General features: G+C 41.2%; 14 protein-coding genes. 6 read left to right on the top strand and 8 right to left on the bottom strand.

What is annotated here, in order from left to right:
- Positions 1–24: 24 nt before the first annotated feature.
- The 3 genes from F895_RS17880 to blaOXA all read right to left on the bottom strand — a co-directional run bounded on the left by F895_RS17880 (position 25) and on the right by blaOXA (position 4,933).
- Positions 25–1,746, bottom strand: coding sequence for a GGDEF domain-containing protein (locus tag F895_RS17880; protein ID WP_005238194.1), 1,722 nt, complete (start codon positions 1,744–1,746; stop codon positions 25–27).
- Between the two features lie 133 nt (positions 1,747–1,879).
- Positions 1,880–2,809: an IS5 family transposase gene (locus tag F895_RS17885; RefSeq protein ID WP_005238191.1), complete on the bottom strand. Its 930-nt coding sequence runs from the start codon at positions 2,807–2,809 to the stop codon at positions 1,880–1,882.
- Between the two features lie 1,287 nt (positions 2,810–4,096).
- Entirely contained in the window at positions 4,097–4,933 is an 837-nt protein-coding gene (gene blaOXA, locus F895_RS17890; protein ID WP_026040241.1) for an OXA-286 family carbapenem-hydrolyzing class D beta-lactamase, read from the bottom strand.
- Between the two features lie 732 nt (positions 4,934–5,665).
- On the opposite strand from blaOXA, the gene omp33-36 reads away from it, so the two are divergent.
- Positions 5,666–6,562: a porin Omp33-36 gene (omp33-36, locus tag F895_RS17895; RefSeq protein ID WP_005238187.1), complete on the top strand. Its 897-nt coding sequence runs from the start codon at positions 5,666–5,668 to the stop codon at positions 6,560–6,562.
- A 110-nt stretch (positions 6,563–6,672) separates the two neighbouring features.
- Here the strand turns inward: omp33-36 and F895_RS17900 are convergent, their stop codons facing one another.
- Positions 6,673–7,323: a response regulator transcription factor gene (locus F895_RS17900; protein WP_005238186.1), complete on the bottom strand. Its 651-nt coding sequence runs from the start codon at positions 7,321–7,323 to the stop codon at positions 6,673–6,675.
- A gap of 349 nt (positions 7,324–7,672) precedes the next feature.
- On the opposite strand from F895_RS17900, the gene msuE reads away from it, so the two are divergent.
- A complete protein-coding gene (msuE, locus tag F895_RS17905; protein WP_005238185.1) occupies positions 7,673–8,413 on the top strand; it encodes an FMN reductase in 741 nt (246 codons plus the stop codon).
- A 25-nt stretch (positions 8,414–8,438) separates the two neighbouring features.
- Positions 8,439–9,545: a dimethylsulfone monooxygenase SfnG gene (gene sfnG, locus F895_RS17910; RefSeq protein WP_005238184.1), complete on the top strand. Its 1,107-nt coding sequence runs from the start codon at positions 8,439–8,441 to the stop codon at positions 9,543–9,545.
- A gap of 75 nt (positions 9,546–9,620) precedes the next feature.
- On the opposite strand, the gene F895_RS17915 is transcribed toward sfnG, so the two are convergent.
- The gene (locus F895_RS17915) at positions 9,621–10,034 is read right to left on the bottom strand and encodes an AsnC family transcriptional regulator (RefSeq protein WP_005238183.1); all 414 of its coding nucleotides are present in this window, start codon (positions 10,032–10,034) and stop codon (positions 9,621–9,623) included.
- Between the two features lie 104 nt (positions 10,035–10,138).
- Between F895_RS17915 and F895_RS17920 the strand changes: the two genes are divergently transcribed.
- On the top strand, positions 10,139–10,684 hold the full coding sequence (locus F895_RS17920) for a cysteine hydrolase family protein (protein ID WP_005238182.1): 546 nt from the start codon (positions 10,139–10,141) through the stop codon (positions 10,682–10,684).
- A 55-nt stretch (positions 10,685–10,739) separates the two neighbouring features.
- On the opposite strand, the gene acs is transcribed toward F895_RS17920, so the two are convergent.
- The gene (gene acs / locus F895_RS17925; RefSeq protein WP_005238181.1) at positions 10,740–12,683 is read right to left on the bottom strand and encodes an acetate--CoA ligase; all 1,944 of its coding nucleotides are present in this window, start codon (positions 12,681–12,683) and stop codon (positions 10,740–10,742) included.
- Positions 12,684–12,966: 283 nt separating this feature from the next.
- Between acs and F895_RS17930 the strand changes: the two genes are divergently transcribed.
- A complete protein-coding gene (locus tag F895_RS17930) occupies positions 12,967–13,530 on the top strand; it encodes a DUF805 domain-containing protein (protein ID WP_005238180.1) in 564 nt (187 codons plus the stop codon).
- A gap of 123 nt (positions 13,531–13,653) precedes the next feature.
- Entirely contained in the window at positions 13,654–14,625 is a 972-nt protein-coding gene (locus F895_RS17935; protein ID WP_005238179.1) for a mechanosensitive ion channel family protein, read from the top strand.
- Here the strand turns inward: F895_RS17935 and F895_RS17940 are convergent.
- Both F895_RS17940 and F895_RS17945 read right to left on the bottom strand, forming a co-directional pair.
- Positions 14,614–15,324, bottom strand: coding sequence for a 16S rRNA (uracil(1498)-N(3))-methyltransferase (locus F895_RS17940; RefSeq protein WP_005238178.1), 711 nt, complete (start codon positions 15,322–15,324; stop codon positions 14,614–14,616). The two genes, F895_RS17935 and F895_RS17940, sit on opposite strands and share 12 nt — an antisense overlap.
- On the bottom strand, positions 15,321–16,640 hold the full coding sequence (locus F895_RS17945; RefSeq protein ID WP_005238177.1) for a 3-deoxy-D-manno-octulosonic acid transferase: 1,320 nt from the start codon (positions 16,638–16,640) through the stop codon (positions 15,321–15,323). Before F895_RS17945 ends, F895_RS17940 begins: the two co-directional genes overlap by 4 nt.
- Positions 16,641–16,722 lie beyond the last annotated feature (82 nt).

Genomic DNA, 16,722 nt, shown 5'->3' with positions numbered 1-16,722 from the left:
ACGTAAATAACCAAAGGGCGAACATCAAAACTGTACAATATTCTTCCCTTTTGCCTTCGCTTTAAGCAACGACTGATCCGCTTTTTCTAATAACTCTAACCAGCTATTTGCCCCAATTGCGACACCGATACTGACCGAAACATGAATCGATGCCGCTACATTCGGTACGACAATCGTTTCTTTTAAAATAGCTGCGCGGATACTTTCTGCGACCACTTTAGCAGCGCCCATTTGAATATGTTCAATCACCACCAAAAACTCATCGCCACCATAACGCACAATTAAATCCGACGCGCGAACATTATGTTTCAGCTGATCAGCAATCATGCTAATCACCTGATCTCCCACAATATGTCCATATTGATCATTCACAAACTTAAAATTATCAATATCAATGGCAATCACACAGGTCTGTGACAATGACTCAGGCCGGGATTCAAGCATTTGAATATACTCATCCAGAGCCAAACGGTTAGCAACGCCTGTTAATACATCGGTATTGGCAATTTTCTTCAGTTGCAACTCCATCGTATCACGCTGCTTTAACATGCCTTTTAATTTATCAATCGCTTCAAATAGCGAGAAAAACTCTTCCTTATTCTTGTTATGTGCAGGAAGCACATCCGAAGTCCCCGAGAGGCCTAAAATCATATTACGGGCATGAATCAAAGGACTAAATACTCTTCTCTTGGCATAGATCATAGTGAAAATTGCAATCAGCAAAGATAAGCTTGAAATGCACAAGGTAAAAATAAACTGTCGTTTGGCTAACTTATTCTGCTCATCGGCCACCGCAATACTGTAATCCAGAATATAATTTTGCAGCTCCATGACTGGGGTGAACTTCCCCACCATCCGTTCAGTCAGTTCAGTCCCCGAGAGAAAGTAAGCTCTGTTGTTTTTACTTTCATCAAGTAAGCGCGCAATAATAGGCAATCCCAGATCTAAAAACTCCGTTTTCACATGTCGATATAAACTTACATATTCTGGCGTTTTCGACTGTTCTGGCTGAATGGTATCAATTAACTCCCAAAGATAAACAGCTTGATGTTGTGTTTGTAATGCTCTTGCTCGGTTTTCATCTGGAATTTTCTCATCAAACGTCACAGGTGCCATAATATTCGAGGCAATCCGTCCTGCCTGATCGCGCATATCGGTCAGTATCAAGATTGAGGTAAAGTAATTCGACATGCTGCTGTTCTTGCTATTTGAACGCACCAATAACCAAGTTAAAAACTCACGACTTTCATCCCAAACACGAAACATCGATAAAATCGCATGATCATATTGTTTTGAAGTACGCTTATTCTGAGGTGTAGTGGCATAAGCATCGACAATACGACGCGCTGTAGCTAACTTAACTTTTAAGTCAGTTTCCAACTCATGAGCAATCAACTTAAAACCATTTTGTTGTAACACATCAATGGTGTCATCAATTTGCGCATCAACACTTTTTCGATATTCTTCTAATTCCTTTTGATTTTTCAATAAGACATCTGCTTGGCTTGACATCACTTTATTTGAAGGTGCCCGCTCTCTGGAAAGCTTATTCGCTGTTTTGACCAATGCCCGAAGGCTGGTAATTTCTGTCAGGGTTTGTTCCGATTTTATATATTCTTGATAGCTATTGATAATTAAAGGAATGGAGAGATAAAAAATTGAAAAGATAATGGCAATCATACAAAAAAAGAGACGACGGCTAATCTGCTCAGAACGTAATTTTGAGCTTTTTAATTTACGCCCCATTCATACACCTTGCACTTTTCAAAAACGATCTCAATGGATTTTTAAACAGAACTCAATTTTACCTGAATTCTAAATCACACTGGCTTTGTTGCACAAATAGACGAAAGGTAGAGTTGTTCTAATCTTCAGATATTTATGCAACAGCCACCGTTTTAGCTGTACCAAGTTGAGTAAATTTATTCAAAATATCGACTCTTATTTGCAAGTCAACCACCTGACGATTAAAGCATCGACTAGATACACCATGTCCAAGTCGTTTCAAGGCAAACATTTTAGCCTCTATTCTGGATCGTCGATGATAACCAATATCTCGTTTCCACTGCTTTTGACCCTTGTCCCAACAGCCTTGTACTGCATGATTCCTTGCTTTACCAATTTCATTTTCTACCCATAAAGCAGCATTGGAACGAGGAGGGATAATTACATTTGCTTGCCGTTTCAAAATCGCATCATAACAATTCACTGTGTCATAAGCACCATCAGTCGTGACAGATGCAATGGGTTCATCAATTTGATCTAAAAGAGGTGGGAGCATTTCAGCATCACCATATTGGCAGGTCGTGACTTCAACCGCTTGTATTTCTCCACTGTTTGCATCTGTCGCAAGATGTAATTTCAGCCATTGACGATGTTGGTTTACGCCATGTTTTTTACGCACCCATTCCCCATCGCCTGTAACTTTGATCCCTGTGCTATCAACTAAAATATGCAAGTCTTCCTGTGGATTTTTTGCTGATTTATGTAGAAGTGGCTGGAGCTTATCTGCTCGCCGACTCAATGTTGAGAAGTCTGGAACATTCCAGTCGAGGTGAGCCATTTGAAAAAGGCTTTGAATGAAACCTTGTGTTTGGCGTAAAGCCAGTTGGAACAGGTTTCGTATCGTCAGGGCAAATTGAATTGCTATATCAGTGTAGGTAGGTTGACGTCCTTTTTTTCCACTAGGTGTTGCAGACCATTGCATTTGGGGATCAAACCAAATGGTGAAAGCACCCCGTTGACGTAAAGCCTGATTGTACTCAGACCAGTTCGTTGTTTTATATCGGCTTTTTGATTCTGTATTCATCTAACATGTATGGGGATGAAATTTATTTATGCAACAAAGCCAATCACACTACCACGCTTAAACCGAGGTTTTTGGTTACAGGCGTCCAAACTGATTATATTTAATCGCTGTTTCAAGTTCTAAATTATTACTCAAGATTATTTTTGAGAATGGTTTTCATTTAAATAAATTCACCTAAGCAACTAATCTTATTGTAATAAATAGTTTTAAATTTGGATAAGGCGTTTAATTCAAGATAAAAATAAGAGTGCTTTTTTTTGAATAACTTGATCTAGAATGATCTTAGCATTAATACTCATAATGCCGTTCATCTTATTCAATTTATTAATAATGAATTGTGAAAATGCATTCAAGTCCTTAGCGGTAACATGAATCCATAACCTTCGACTCATGTGTAATCACATTTGCAAGAAATTTAGAATTTTTAGATCAACTACATCAATATTCATTTTCGAATATTATTCTAAATTTTTATTTCATCTATTAATTTTATTGGATAAAAAACAAAAATGCTGAGATAAAATTTAACAGTGCTCTTCAATAATGGTAAAGATGAGATTCAATATGCTTCCCCATGAATAATGTCTTGACTAGGATCAACCGAAAGAGTCCAGAACATGAGTTCATATTACCTAACAAGGGAATGAGTCTCGATCGGAATGCTTTAACTGCAAGTCCACAACTCATTAATTAATCCCTTACTTATCACTCAACAGAAATGGAAGGAAGATCTCATGAACAGTTGTAATATGGCAGATGAGTAGGGTTCGCCAATTCATTACTGATATCGGCTAGCTTATCGAAGTGAACACATCATTGTCGAACTACAATCCAATATAGATCGAAACTAGCAATCAAAAGTCCAATGCTATTTTCTGACATGCCAAAAAGCATGATGAATGAATAGATCTGACAAAGCCTGTCTTATTTTCATCCAAGGCAAAATAGACCACAGCCACATCTTTTTGCCAGCAACCCAAAAAGACTTGCCCATACAGTTTTTTAGATAAAATTCACACAAACCATTGAATTAAAGTATAAAAATATTAAGCTCGGTATAGGTTGATTTTAACCCAATCTTTTTATCGCCCAACATCTTTGAATCGAAAAATTCTATTTAAAAAATAAAAATTATCAATTTTACAAATTATCTTTCAAGGCAGATAATTTAAACATAGACAGATTTCAGAATTTAAAACCCTAACCCTCTAGGATGTTTTTCTCCCCAAGCTAAACATCCTTTCTCAACCCAGCTTTCCCCAAAAGCTGGGTCTTTTTTTTGAATATTTAATTCGCTAACAATCCCAATTCTTGCAATGCTTGATAAACAATCACTTTACGCGCATTTGCATGCTCAGGCTGACTCATTTGCATATTCAGTGAAAATGCAATGGTTTTGCCATTTGGCTGTTCAATCCAGCCGGTCCACCATCCAACCTGTGGGCTAACGTCCATGCCCCAACCGCTCTTGGCATAAATCTTGGTCCCCTGACGCTCATCTGCCAATAACATACCTTTCACTTGTTGTTGAGTTGACTGGTCAAATGGTAGTTTTTGCTTTGCTAATGCATAAACGAATCGAACTTCTTCTACAGGTGTAATTTGCAAAGGCCCGACCAACCAAAAATTATCGACTTGGGTGCCAATATTTTTATTGCCATAGCCCACACGCTTCACCTCACGGGTCATAAGTTCTAGACCAATCCGTCGTGCTAGCTCCTGATAGACAGGTACAGCCGATGCCTGCATGGCTTCAGCTAGGCTTAAATCTTTTTCCCAGCTGCTGAAAGTCCGCTTTTTACCATCCCATTTAAACACTTCATTTGGTGTGGTCTTATGATACTGTATGCCAATCAAGGCGTTTAAGATTTTAAAGGTCGAAGCAGGAATATAACGTTGCTCTGCACGATTAAGATCATTGCCATAACTTTGAATTTTCTTGCCATCATAAATCACCAAAACTCCCTTGGTTTGGGCACTTTGAAATAAGCTTGAAATCTGTTGCTGTTCATTTGTTTGTGTCGAAAGCTGTTGCTTTTGCTGGCTAACACTTTGACAAGCAGTCAATTGAAGAATCAATATGCAGGGTGTAAGAAGCGCTAGACATTTTAATTTTTTCGACATCATCATAAAACAGGAAAAGTGCAATAAAATTGTCACTATAAAGCTTTTAACTGACTTATTCTGTAGTGTTATCTGATCGATAGTTTAAAAAAGAAGATAAAAAAAAGCTCAGCCTTGGGGAAAGCCGAGCTAGTAAAACTGTGATGTACAAACATCAAAATACTTAAAAGAAAATGTTATGAGATATTTAAATGCAAATTAGATATCCCTTGCTTTGTATTATGTGAATCAGCTCTCAAAAAGTAAAGTTGATTAAATAGATCGGATTTGTTATTACAATCGTTTTTGTTAATTGATCATTAAAAATCCGATTTTCTCGTGATTTTTAGTTTATATTAATTGAGAATAAGTATCATAAAATTGTAAATCTTGTCGCAAAAAAAGCGAGAATAGATTTTGCTCTCACATTTTCTACTGCAGACTTATGACATTAAGAAGAATTAATTGAATGAAAAAAACGATTAATATTATCGTTTAAACCAATTAAAAATAGCGAGATATGACATTATTATTTCATCCATTATCTTGTAAAAAAATAAACTTATCTATTTGTTAGATATATATTTTATAATCGGTTGACAACACTACTTCCAATTGATTAATTTTCAACCACAGCCCGTTTCGGATTTGTTCATTGGTCGCAAACCCAAATTTATTACATTGACTTCATACTTTGTTACAATACAATGGCTCCAACTTTACCCTTTAATTGTTTTAAAGCTGGAAATCATTATGAAAAAACTCGGTTTAGCCACTGCTCTAGTTTTAGCCATGACCGGCGCTCATGCATATCAATACGAAGTTCAAGGTCAATCTGAATTCATCGAAGCGAAAGCTTTAAATGATCAAGACTACACTGGTGCTGCTAAAGGTACTTACTACTTCAAAAATGTAGATGCTTCTAAAGGTCCTTTAGCTGAAGCTGCATTCTTAAACCAAGCTTCTAATGTTTCTGCTGCTTATAGCTATGCAAAATTAAGCGGTGATGAAGTACAAACGATTAAGAACAACTCATTTGGCGTGAAAGGTGAAGCTTACCTTCCAACTCCATATGTACCAGCTTATGTAAGCGCTGCATACAACCACTCTCAAACTAAGTTTGAAGGCGAAAAAGACAATGGCGACCGCTACTCTGTAGAACTTGGTGCGATGGTTGTACCTAACTTCTTGGTTGCTGTAGGTTATGCTCGCGTTGCTGACCAAATTGCTTTAGATTCTAACAAAGTTCTTGAAAATGGCGTATTCAGCGCTGTTGCTGATGCAGCGACTATTGGTGACAAACAAGACGTTGTTACTGCACGTACTAAATACGTTGGTAACATCGACGGTACAAACATGGCTGTAGGTTTTGAAACTGGCCTTGTATACGGCGAAAACCAAGCTTACGGTTTAAAAACTGATCTTTATGTAACACCACAGTTAAGCGTTGGTGCTTCTTATGCCGAAGCTAACTTCAGCAAGAACCCAGCTAACGATAACTTCTCTCCAATCAAATCTGCTTGGGGTGCAAACGTAAACTACTTCATTACTCCAGCAGTAGCAGTTGGTGCTAGCTATGTAAATGCGAATGCAGTACATGCAAACGTAGATACGCAAACTGTTGGCTTAAACGCGAAGTTCCGTTTCTAATATTGGATTAAAGTTCTCACTTGAGAAGATTTAATTCATAATAAAAAACCAGTTCATTAGAACTGGTTTTTTATTATCTGAAGATTCATAACATATGAGATTTAAAAGTATTACATCTTCTTCTCTTCGATATTCAATGCACTGATCGCCAAAACCGCCTGAGTACGGTTCTGTACGCCCAATTTACGGAAGATTGCAGTTACATGTGCTTTAATGGTTGCCTCAGATACCTCTAGTTCATAGGCTATTTGCTTATTCAGCAGGCCTTCCGCCACCATCATCAATACACGGAACTGCTGTGGAGTCAGCGATTGTAAACGTTCGGCCAAAGCGGTTTCATCTGCTGCACGAGGATCAAAGCTGGCGTGGCTTGGTAAATTCGGCGGTAACCAAATCTCCCCCTCCAAGACATGTTTAATTGCCTCACCTATATGACTTGGATGTGACGATTTGGGAATATAGCCCATAGCCCCATGTGCTATGGCACGTTGAATTATCGAAACTTCCTCATGAGCTGAAACAATAATAATCGGAATCGCAGGGTATTGCGCGCGTACATAGACCAAAGCAGAAAAACCTGATGCACCAGGAAGGTTCAAATCCAGCAAGACCAGATCAGGCTCTGCACCATGTTCTAAGCGCGCATAGAACTCATCAACATCGGCTGTTTCCTGGATCTGCGCTTGTGGCAAACTATAACGAACCGCTTGAATCAAAGCATGTCTAAAGAGTGGATGGTCGTCTACAATTAAAATATTCATAAGCGCTTAAGCTGTCTGCAAGTACGTCACTGTACGATGTTTATTTAAATTCAATCCGTCTAAGCCTATTTTTAATTACAGCTGAGGTCAAGCACAAGCACTGATTTATTTCCTTTTCGCGCAAAATAAATCAAATATTCATATAAACCACACCAATATCATTACAAATAAAAAACATCGATAAATACCCAGTAGAAACAGTGAATTAAATCTTCACGCTTATAAATCTACAGCGAATTATAGATATATCTATAAAAAAGATAAGCTTGCAGCATTTCCTTATTTTACAGCCAAGGCCGAGCTATAGATAAATAAATAGCAATTCAAAATGATCTTTTAGGCCGTTATTATGTCGAATTACAATACTCCCTCAACCCCACTCAATATTGTTGCTGTATCTGGCGGTTTAAACAGTCCATCAAAAACAGAAAGTCTGGTTCAGGCGATTCTGGATGAGCTTTCAGAAGCAATTAATATCAAAGTACATTTTGTTAAACTCAGCGAAATTGGGCCTTTGCTCGGTGGCGCAATTTACCGCAATCAATTACCGCAACGGGTACAAGATGATCTTGCCGCGGTTGAAGCAGCAGATGCCCTAATTGTTGGCACCCCTGTTTATCGCGCATCTTTTACAGGTTTATTTAAACATTTCTTTGATTTTGTTGAACAGACAGCGTTGGTCGATGTCCCTGTATTACTGGCAGCCTCGGGTGGAAGTGACCGTCATGCACTCGTGTTAGAGCATCAATTACGCCCACTCTTTAGCTTCTTTCAAGCACAGACATTGCCAATTGGGGTCTATGCAACAGATCGTGATTTCACCCCTGAATACACCGTGAAAAGCGAGCAGTTATCCGATCGTGTCACCCTGGCAGTGGCACGTGCCTTACCGATACTGGAATGGGCGCCAGCCAAAGGACAGCGTGCCGCAGCCATTAAAGCCAAAACTGAACAGGCCAATCAGAATCTCGGGATTAATAAACAGATTGAGCAGGCAGAAGTACTCCCCTCTGCGGCAGTGCCTGATCTGGATGCAGCTGAGTCTCGTCTACATCCCAAGTCAGCCAAGAATTTAACCCACGTCGCATAAACCTTATAAAGTGGAGGATACAACGATGACGACAACAGCATCCGCAATTAAATTTGCCTACTGGGTTCCCAATGTGAGTGGTGGTCTCGTTGTAAGCAACATTGAACAACGTACAGACTGGAGCTATGACTATAATGTGCGTCTCGCACAGGCGGCAGAACGAAGCGGTTTTGAATATGCTCTGACCCAGATCCGCTTTACCGCTGGATATGGTGCAGAAAACCAGCATGAATCGGTGAGTTTTAGTCATGCGTTACTGGCAAAAACGGAAAAACTGCGTGTGATTGCTGCCATCCTGCCTGGCCCCTGGAAGCCCGCATTGGCTGCCAAACAGCTGGCGACCATTGACTATCTTAGCCAAGGGCGTATTGCCATTAACGTGGTCAGTGGCTGGTTTCGTGGCGAATTTGATGCCATTGGTGAGCCTTGGCCTGAACATGATGAACGTTATGTACGTTCAGAGGAATTTATCCGCACCTTGAAAGGGGTCTGGAGCACTGATCATTACAGCTTTGATGGTAAGTATTACCAGTTTCAGAATTACACCCTCAAGCCGAAACCACTGCAACAACCTTCGATCGAAGTGTTTCAGGGCGGTAGTTCCCGTGCTGCACGAGATATGGCTGCACGGGTATCCGATTGGTATTTTACCAATGGCAACAGTGTTGAAGAAATTAAAAAACAGGTTGATGATGTACGCAGCAAAGCCAAACAGGCCAATCGACAAGTCAAGATTGGGGTCAATGCTTTTATCATTGCCCGTGATACGGAAGAGGAAGCCAGAGCAGTTCTGAATGAAATCATTGCACAAGCCAATGTTGAAGCAGTGAATGCCTTTGGTGATGCCACCCGTGAAGCTGGCGCAGCAGCACCCGAACGTGAAGGCAACTGGGCAAAATCAACCTTTGATGATTTGGTGCAATATAACGATGGCTTTAAAACCAACCTGATTGGCACACCGCAGCAAATTGCAGAGCGGATTGTGGCCTTAAAAAATGTGGGGGTGGATCTTGTTCTTTCTGGCTTTCTACATTTCATCGAGGAAGTGGAATATTTTGGAGAAAAAGTTCTACCGCTGGTCCGTCAACTCGAACAACAACAGGAGCATCATCTCGCAGCGAAATCAGCTTAGTTTTCAGCGTTAAATAAGAAGAAAAACAAAAGAAATACACATCCTCCCCAAGGCTCGGCTTGGGGCTTTTTTATTTTAAGTCGTGTCAATTTCTCGCATGACTGTTTCAACTGAATAACGACACCATCTCGACAGCTGTTCAATAAATTCATTTAATTGCGATGGATTAAAATGGCTGACAATCATATAACAGGCATTACCAAGAATTTTAAAACACTCATCCACCTCTTGGTATTGTTTGACCAGACGTTCAACCTCGATAAAAGCTTGCTGATCATTCATAAACAGTTGAATGAATTGTTTATGCTCGTATTTTATCGCGATGGTGTAATTTTTAATCACACCCACATCCATCAATTGAGCAATTCGCGCCCCAACAGCCTGCCCTGTACGATGTACGCGCCGTCCAATTTCTTTATGGCTCAGGCGAGAATCCTGTTTTAAAAGTTCAATAATTTTTAAGTCGATCGGATCAAGTTCAATATTCATTTTTCAGTACGAAAGAAAACCAGTAACAATGCTTTCACCTGAATATAGCCGATTTCTCTGTTTCACCCTATGCTTGTTTTATCTTAGTCTTGGACGTAACCCTAATGAAACAGGCCTTACTGATTATTGATGTGCAAAACGATTATTTTAAAAATGGCAAAATGGAACTGGTCAATCCAGAACGTGCCTTGCAATATACCAACCAGTTAGAAAATCATTTTATCCGAAACAATTTACCGATTATTTATATCCAGCATATTAATCCTGCCTCAGCCAGTTTCTTTCAGGAAAATACCATCGGTGTTGAATTGCATCCTCAGCTTAAAGCTACTGACAGTTCAATCATTATCGAAAAGCATTTTCCAAATAGTTTCTTAGACACCGATCTTGAAAAAGTACTGGAACAACATCAGGTAGAACAACTGGTGATTACCGGCATGATGACCCATGTCTGTATTGATTCGGGGACACGTGCCGCCAAAGAACTCGGTTATCAGCCGATTGTGATCGCCGATGCCACCGCAACCCGTGACCTTGAGTATAATGGCAACACGGTTAAAGCTGCTGATGTGCAAACTGCTTTTCTATCGGCATTAGGCTTCTTTGCGACAGTACAAAATACCGAAGATTTTTTAGCCACACATAAATGATCCATATAAAATAGAAAGAGCGCTTCATCGAGCGCTCTTGTTCATTTGAATTGATTTATCGGTTTGGATAGACCGTGGCAATTAAAGCCTCTACGACAGCAGGCTCAGCCAGCGTTGAAGTATCCCCCAAACTATCCAGTTCATTGGCCGCAATCTTTCTTAAGATACGACGCATAATTTTACCTGAGCGGGTTTTAGGTAAAGCCGGTGCCCAATGCAATGCATCTGGGGTTGCCACAGGACCAAGCACTTTACGTACCCAATTCACCAACTCCTTACGTAGCTCTTCAGATTCCGCCACATCGGCCTGTAAAGTCACAAAGGTGCAAATGCCCTGACCCTTAATTTCATGTGGCATCCCGACCACTGCAGCCTCAGCTACCGCCTCATGTGCCACCAAAGCACTCTCGATCTCGGCAGTACCCAAACGATGCCCTGAAACGTTGAGGACATCATCGACACGTCCCGTGATCCAGAAATAACCATCCTCATCCCGACGGGCACCATCGCCAGTGAAATAATAGCCTTTAAAAGTCGAGAAATACGCTTCAATAAAGCGTTCTGGGTCGCCCCAAATGGTTCGCATCTGTCCTGGCCAAGAATCTTTAATCACCAGATTGCCTTCAGTTGCGCCTTGCAGCTCATTGCCCTCACCATCCACCAGTGCGGGTTGCACACCAAAAAATGGACGGGTTGCCGAACCAGGTTTGAGTGCGGTTGCACCTGGCAGTGGTGAAATTAAAATCCCGCCTGTTTCGGTTTGCCACCAGGTATCGACAATTGGACAACGCCCTTCACCGACCACTTCGTGATACCAGTTCCATGCTTCTGGGTTGATTGGCTCACCAACTGAACCTAGCAAACGTAGGCTACTCCGATTACTTTCACGGACATAGGCATCGCCCTCACGCATCATGGCACGAATCGCAGTCGGTGCCGTGTACAGAATCGTAATGTTATGCTTATCAATCACATGACCGATACGTGCCCATGTCGGATACTGTGGAATCCCTTCAAACATCACCGTGGTAGTGGCATTACTCAATGGACCATAAAGCAAATAACTATGCCCTGTAATCCAGCCCACATCTGCGGTACACCAATATACATCATCTTCTTTCAGGTCAAAGACTTCTCTAAAGGTCGTATTCACATACACCAGATAACCGCCTGTAGTATGTAATACTCCCTTCGGTTTTCCTGTTGAGCCTGAGGTATATAGAATAAATAGCGGATCCTCTGCTTTCATCGGCTCAGGTGGGCAATGCTCATCCACCTCCATAATCGCAAGGTGATACCAGATATCACGGTTCGAATTGAACTGAATCGGATTACCTGTTCGATGTACCACAATCACATTTTGGACACTGTCCGTTCCAGCAATCGCTAAAGCTGCATCCACATTTTCTTTGAGTGGCAGCAACTTACCACCCCGCATCCCTGCATCGGCGGTAATGACCAATTTCGCCTGACTGTCTTCAATACGGCTTGCCAATGAATCTGGCGAGAAGCCACCAAAAACCACACAATGCACTGCACCAATCCGTGCACAAGCCAGCATGGCAATGGCAGCTTCGGGCACCATTGGCATATACAGCACCACACGATCGCCCTTGCCAATGCCTTGTTTTTTAAGCACATTAGCAAAACGACAGACTTCATCATGCAATTCAACAAAAGAAATAATTTTATGGCGCGATGGATGATCACCTTCCCAAATAATGGCAGGTTTTAATGGATTATCTTTTAAATGACGATCTAAACAATTTGCAGAGACATTCAACTCGCCATCTGCAAACCATTCGATTTTAAAGTTATCTTGCTGAAAACTGGTATTTTTCACCTGCGTAAAAGGCTTGATCCAGTCAATTTGTTTTGCTTGTTCCGCCCAAAAAACTTCAGGCTGTTCAATGGATTCCTGATAACGTTTGAAATAGTCTGCTTCCGAGATTCTTGCCGTTTCTTTGAATTTATCAGGCACTGGGTAGATGTCTTTCATAGCTTACTTCCTTGGTCTTTATCTCATATCCTAGATGTTCTCACCTATTCTTTTGGATATGTTTTGTTCTCTCTTGCAGTATGGGCACCATTCACAAAGGCAAACAATGCGGCTTTGGTCGTAGAAGTTTTATACTGTCCCGACGGACTTATTTTCAAAAATTTACTCAAAATAATTTAAATTTGAACTGCTTGTCTATGCTTTTTGTTTTTAAAATAAGTGATTATTTTGATCATTGCCTAGATCTTAAAAGATTTAATAATCAGAAAAACAGGAATCGCTCATGTTTAATCCCGAATCACCAGCCCCGACCCTGATCTCTACAGATCAGCCACTTTCACCAAATGGGCGTTTCAACCGCCTCAGTTATATCGGTTGGTATGGTTTACTCAGCCTAATTTGTATGGCGGCTTTTCTCGGTATCTTTGCCTTTGCGGGGATCTTTACGACCAGCAACATCGATGAGGCTGTATTTTCGGCCTTCTCCGGCATCACCTTCTTTGCCTTTATTGCCCTTTGGCTCATCACACTTTATTTTCAAATTGTATTCTTAATTCGCCGTTTGCACGATCTAAATAAAACGGGCTGGTTGAGCTTACTGTTATTGGTTCCAGTCCTCCAGTTCTTATTTACTTTATATGTCTTATTCGCACCAGGAACACCTCATCGCAACGACTATGGCGATGTACGTCCATCGCGTGCCTGGGAAAAATTACTGGCATGGATCATGATTCTGGTCAGCTTGTTGATGATGTTCGGTATCTTCACCTTTGCTTATTATTTTGCCAGCCCAGATCTGTGGGATGCCCCAACACAAATCCTTCAAAATACGACCGGATATTTCTAACCCGCGCTATTCTGTCTGATGATGAGTGGAAGTCAAAACTTAATTTTGCATGCGTATCAGCCATAAATTCTTTATGATGGCTTCCCTCATTTACTCCCTCCTTTGCGAAATAGAGATCTTGCTGTGGCAAACCAACAAACAACCTTGACTGAAGTGGCAAAAGATACTGGTGAACTGATCCAGCAAGCTGGTGCCAAGACGACTCAAACGGTGCTCGCACATACTGAAAAGTATCATGATGCCTATACCACGATTGATAAAATCATCGATAATTTCTGGGAACGCATCCCCTATATCGGTATCGCGATTACGGTTTTCATTATTTTTTGGTTACTCACTAAATTATTTAAATTTTTTATTCGCAAGACTTTAGAAAATCGTAGCTATACCCGTCAGAATCTGGTGTTGGTGCTTAATCGCGTCGGTAGTACCTTTATTATCTTCTTTGGTTTCTTGATCGCACTGGTGATTGCTATTCCGGGCTTTACCCCTAGTCAGTTGATTGGCGCTTTAGGAATTGGTTCGGTTGCAATTGGTTTTGCCTTTAAAGACATCTTCCAGAACTTACTATCCGGGATTTTGATTCTGATCAGTGAACCCTTCCGTATTGGCGATGATATTGTGGTGAATGGTTTAGAAGGCAATGTTGAAGATATTCAAATTCGTGCCACTTTCTTACGTTCACCTGATGGCCGACGTATCGTGATTCCAAATGCCACCGTCTATACCAGCGCGGTCACTGTGAATAATGCCTATCAGCGTCGTCGCTGTGAATTTGTAGTCGGTATTGGCTATGAAGATGATATGCAGAAAGCCAAGAAAATTATTCTGGATATTCTGGATCGTAACCTGAATGTACTGAGTCAACCAGGCTTCTCGGTCAATGTCACCGCGCTAGCAGATTTCTCAATTAATTTAACGGTACGCTGGTGGGTCAATACCACAGAAACCAGCACCTCAGCCTCTATCAGTGAAATCCAGGAATTGGTGGTGACTGCTTTTGATGAAAAAGGAATTTCGATTCCTTATCCAGTACAGGAAGTGAAAGTCTATCGTGGCGATCAAATTGAATCGGGCGACAACTCAGACAAATAAACGTCCTATAATATTCGATACCGCAGTTTCTGTTCGCAAAATCCGGTTGCCTAAGCACATGGCTTGGCAACCATTTTTTTGCAACAAATCAACTTCATAAGGAATAAATCCGCCTTCTGGGCCAATGATCAGACTACACGCATGTGGAATCGCATATGGCATTTTCTGCTCGGCATAGGGATGCGCCACATAGGCAGGCTGTTCTGCACGAATCAACGTTGGTAAAACATCTTCAACAAAAGGTTTAAAGCGTTTATACATCTGAATGTCTGGTGCAATGGTATCACCAGCCTGTTCTAGCCCCAGAGTCACATAATCATTCAGCTGCTGTAAAAACGGCGTTTGCCAATAACTCTTATCCACTCGATAACTATGAATCAGGCTAATCCGTTCCACCCCTAAAGTCACTGCATCCATGATGATACGGCGCAATACTTTGGGGCGGGGTAAAGCAAGAATCAAATGTACGGGTAGCTTTGCAGGAACTGCTTCTGTTTGAATTGGACGAACCGTAATAGCTTGTTCGCTGATACAGACAACCTCGGTAAGGTAGCGCTGCCCCGCTCGAATGCCAACTTTCAGGGTATCACCAACATTGAGCTGTAAGTGCTGACGTAAATGCTGTAATTGTCTGGACTGGTTAATCTGCCATGCGTCCATCGAGCTGCATTGTTCGGCTTCAAGTAACACAATATTCATGATGCAGCTGTGTGTTGTAAGTAATGATCAAGACACTGGATATGCTGTTGTAAAGAACCTTTATTCGCCTGCAAAACCTGCCCTGCCTGTTGAACCAATTGCTGAGCCTGAACAGTATCTTCAAGGCAAGCCAATAATTGCTGTGCCACCTGCTCCGCATCCACTCCAATCAAAATACCCTGTTGCGCCACAAACTCATCCACAATAGTTTGAAAATTAAAATAACGAGGACCAATCACTGTAGGTACATTCAACACCATCGGTTCCAAAATATTATGCCCACCGCCCGGCTCATTCAATGAACCACCGACAAAACAGGCTTGGCTGAGGGCATACCAGAGCCACATTTCACCCATACTATCAGCAAGATACACCTGTGTATCCACGTGAATAGGCTGTTGCAAACTTCGGCGTTGGGTTTTTAAATTTAAACTTTGGCACGCCTTAAATACTTCATTAAAACGTTCTGGATGTCGTGGCACCACAATACAGAGTAAATTTGGATTTGAATTTAAATGTGGCTGTAACTGTTTAAGTAAACTTTCTTCTTCAGGGGCATGGGTACTCGCCAAGGTGATGATTTGACGATCGGCCAGTTGCCAATCCTGCTTGAGTTGCTGGGCTTGCGCGACACAATGTTCTGGTGCAGTGATATCAAATTTAATATTGCCAACTACCTGACTTTTGGCTGGATTGAGGCCTAAATCGACATAACGCTGTTGCGTTGCGACATCTTGTGCCAATAGCCAAGTGAGTTGTTGTAGCATCGGTTGAGTTAAACGACGAACCTTGCCATAACCTTTGGCCGATTTCTCTGACAGACGTGCATTCAGTAAAATACAGGGAATCTGTTGCTGTTGTGCTGTGGCAATTAAATTTGGCCAGATCTCTGTTTCAACCAATGCCAATAGTTTGGGCTGATACAGATTAAAAAATTGTTTTAATAATACTTTTTGATCGACAGGCAAATACACCGCCTGAAATAAATCCAGATAAGGCGCTTTTAAAAACAGGGATTTTGCCCGTGCTTGTCCAGTCTTGGTGGTATTGGTCACCAAAACGGGATGGCCTAATTTTAAATAATGTTCAATAAGAGGCTGTGCAGCGTTGGTTTCACCGACTGAGACCGCATGAAACCAGATGCTTGCTAAGTTTTTTGGTGGTTGGAATGGACCAAAACGCTCGATGCATTCTTGTTGAAACAGCGCATCACTTTCTGCCCGTTGTTTGATTTTCCAACGGTATAAGGGCTTGAGACAAGCCAATAGAACGTTATACCAAAACGGTGTTTGCTGTGCTGCTGTGTTCTGCGCCATCCGGGACCATAATAGACAATGTGATTCCCGTTCATTATGCGGAACTTTATAATATTTTGACAATTTTTAATTGTGATTGCAA

Source organism: Acinetobacter sp. CIP 64.2, assembly GCF_000369645.1.
Classification (GTDB): domain Bacteria; phylum Pseudomonadota; class Gammaproteobacteria; order Pseudomonadales; family Moraxellaceae; genus Acinetobacter.
This window is presented reverse-complemented; position numbering and strand designations above follow the sequence as displayed.

Coding starts and splice junctions, on each gene's coding strand:
- F895_RS17880 (WP_005238194.1), bottom strand. CDS start 1,746: ATGGGGCGTAAATTAAAAAGCTCAAAATTACGTTCTGAGCAGATTAGC.
- F895_RS17885 (WP_005238191.1), bottom strand. CDS start 2,809: ATGAATACAGAATCAAAAAGCCGATATAAAACAACGAACTGGTCTGAG.
- blaOXA (WP_026040241.1), bottom strand. CDS start 4,933: ATGTCGAAAAAATTAAAATGTCTAGCGCTTCTTACACCCTGCATATTG.
- omp33-36 (WP_005238187.1), top strand. CDS start 5,666: ATGAAAAAACTCGGTTTAGCCACTGCTCTAGTTTTAGCCATGACCGGC.
- F895_RS17900 (WP_005238186.1), bottom strand. CDS start 7,323: ATGAATATTTTAATTGTAGACGACCATCCACTCTTTAGACATGCTTTG.
- msuE (WP_005238185.1), top strand. CDS start 7,673: ATGTCGAATTACAATACTCCCTCAACCCCACTCAATATTGTTGCTGTA.
- sfnG (WP_005238184.1), top strand. CDS start 8,439: ATGACGACAACAGCATCCGCAATTAAATTTGCCTACTGGGTTCCCAAT.
- F895_RS17915 (WP_005238183.1), bottom strand. CDS start 10,034: ATGAATATTGAACTTGATCCGATCGACTTAAAAATTATTGAACTTTTA.
- F895_RS17920 (WP_005238182.1), top strand. CDS start 10,139: ATGAAACAGGCCTTACTGATTATTGATGTGCAAAACGATTATTTTAAA.
- acs (WP_005238181.1), bottom strand. CDS start 12,683: ATGAAAGACATCTACCCAGTGCCTGATAAATTCAAAGAAACGGCAAGA.
- F895_RS17930 (WP_005238180.1), top strand. CDS start 12,967: ATGTTTAATCCCGAATCACCAGCCCCGACCCTGATCTCTACAGATCAG.
- F895_RS17940 (WP_005238178.1), bottom strand. CDS start 15,324: ATGAATATTGTGTTACTTGAAGCCGAACAATGCAGCTCGATGGACGCA.
- F895_RS17945 (WP_005238177.1), bottom strand. CDS start 16,640: ATGGCGCAGAACACAGCAGCACAGCAAACACCGTTTTGGTATAACGTT.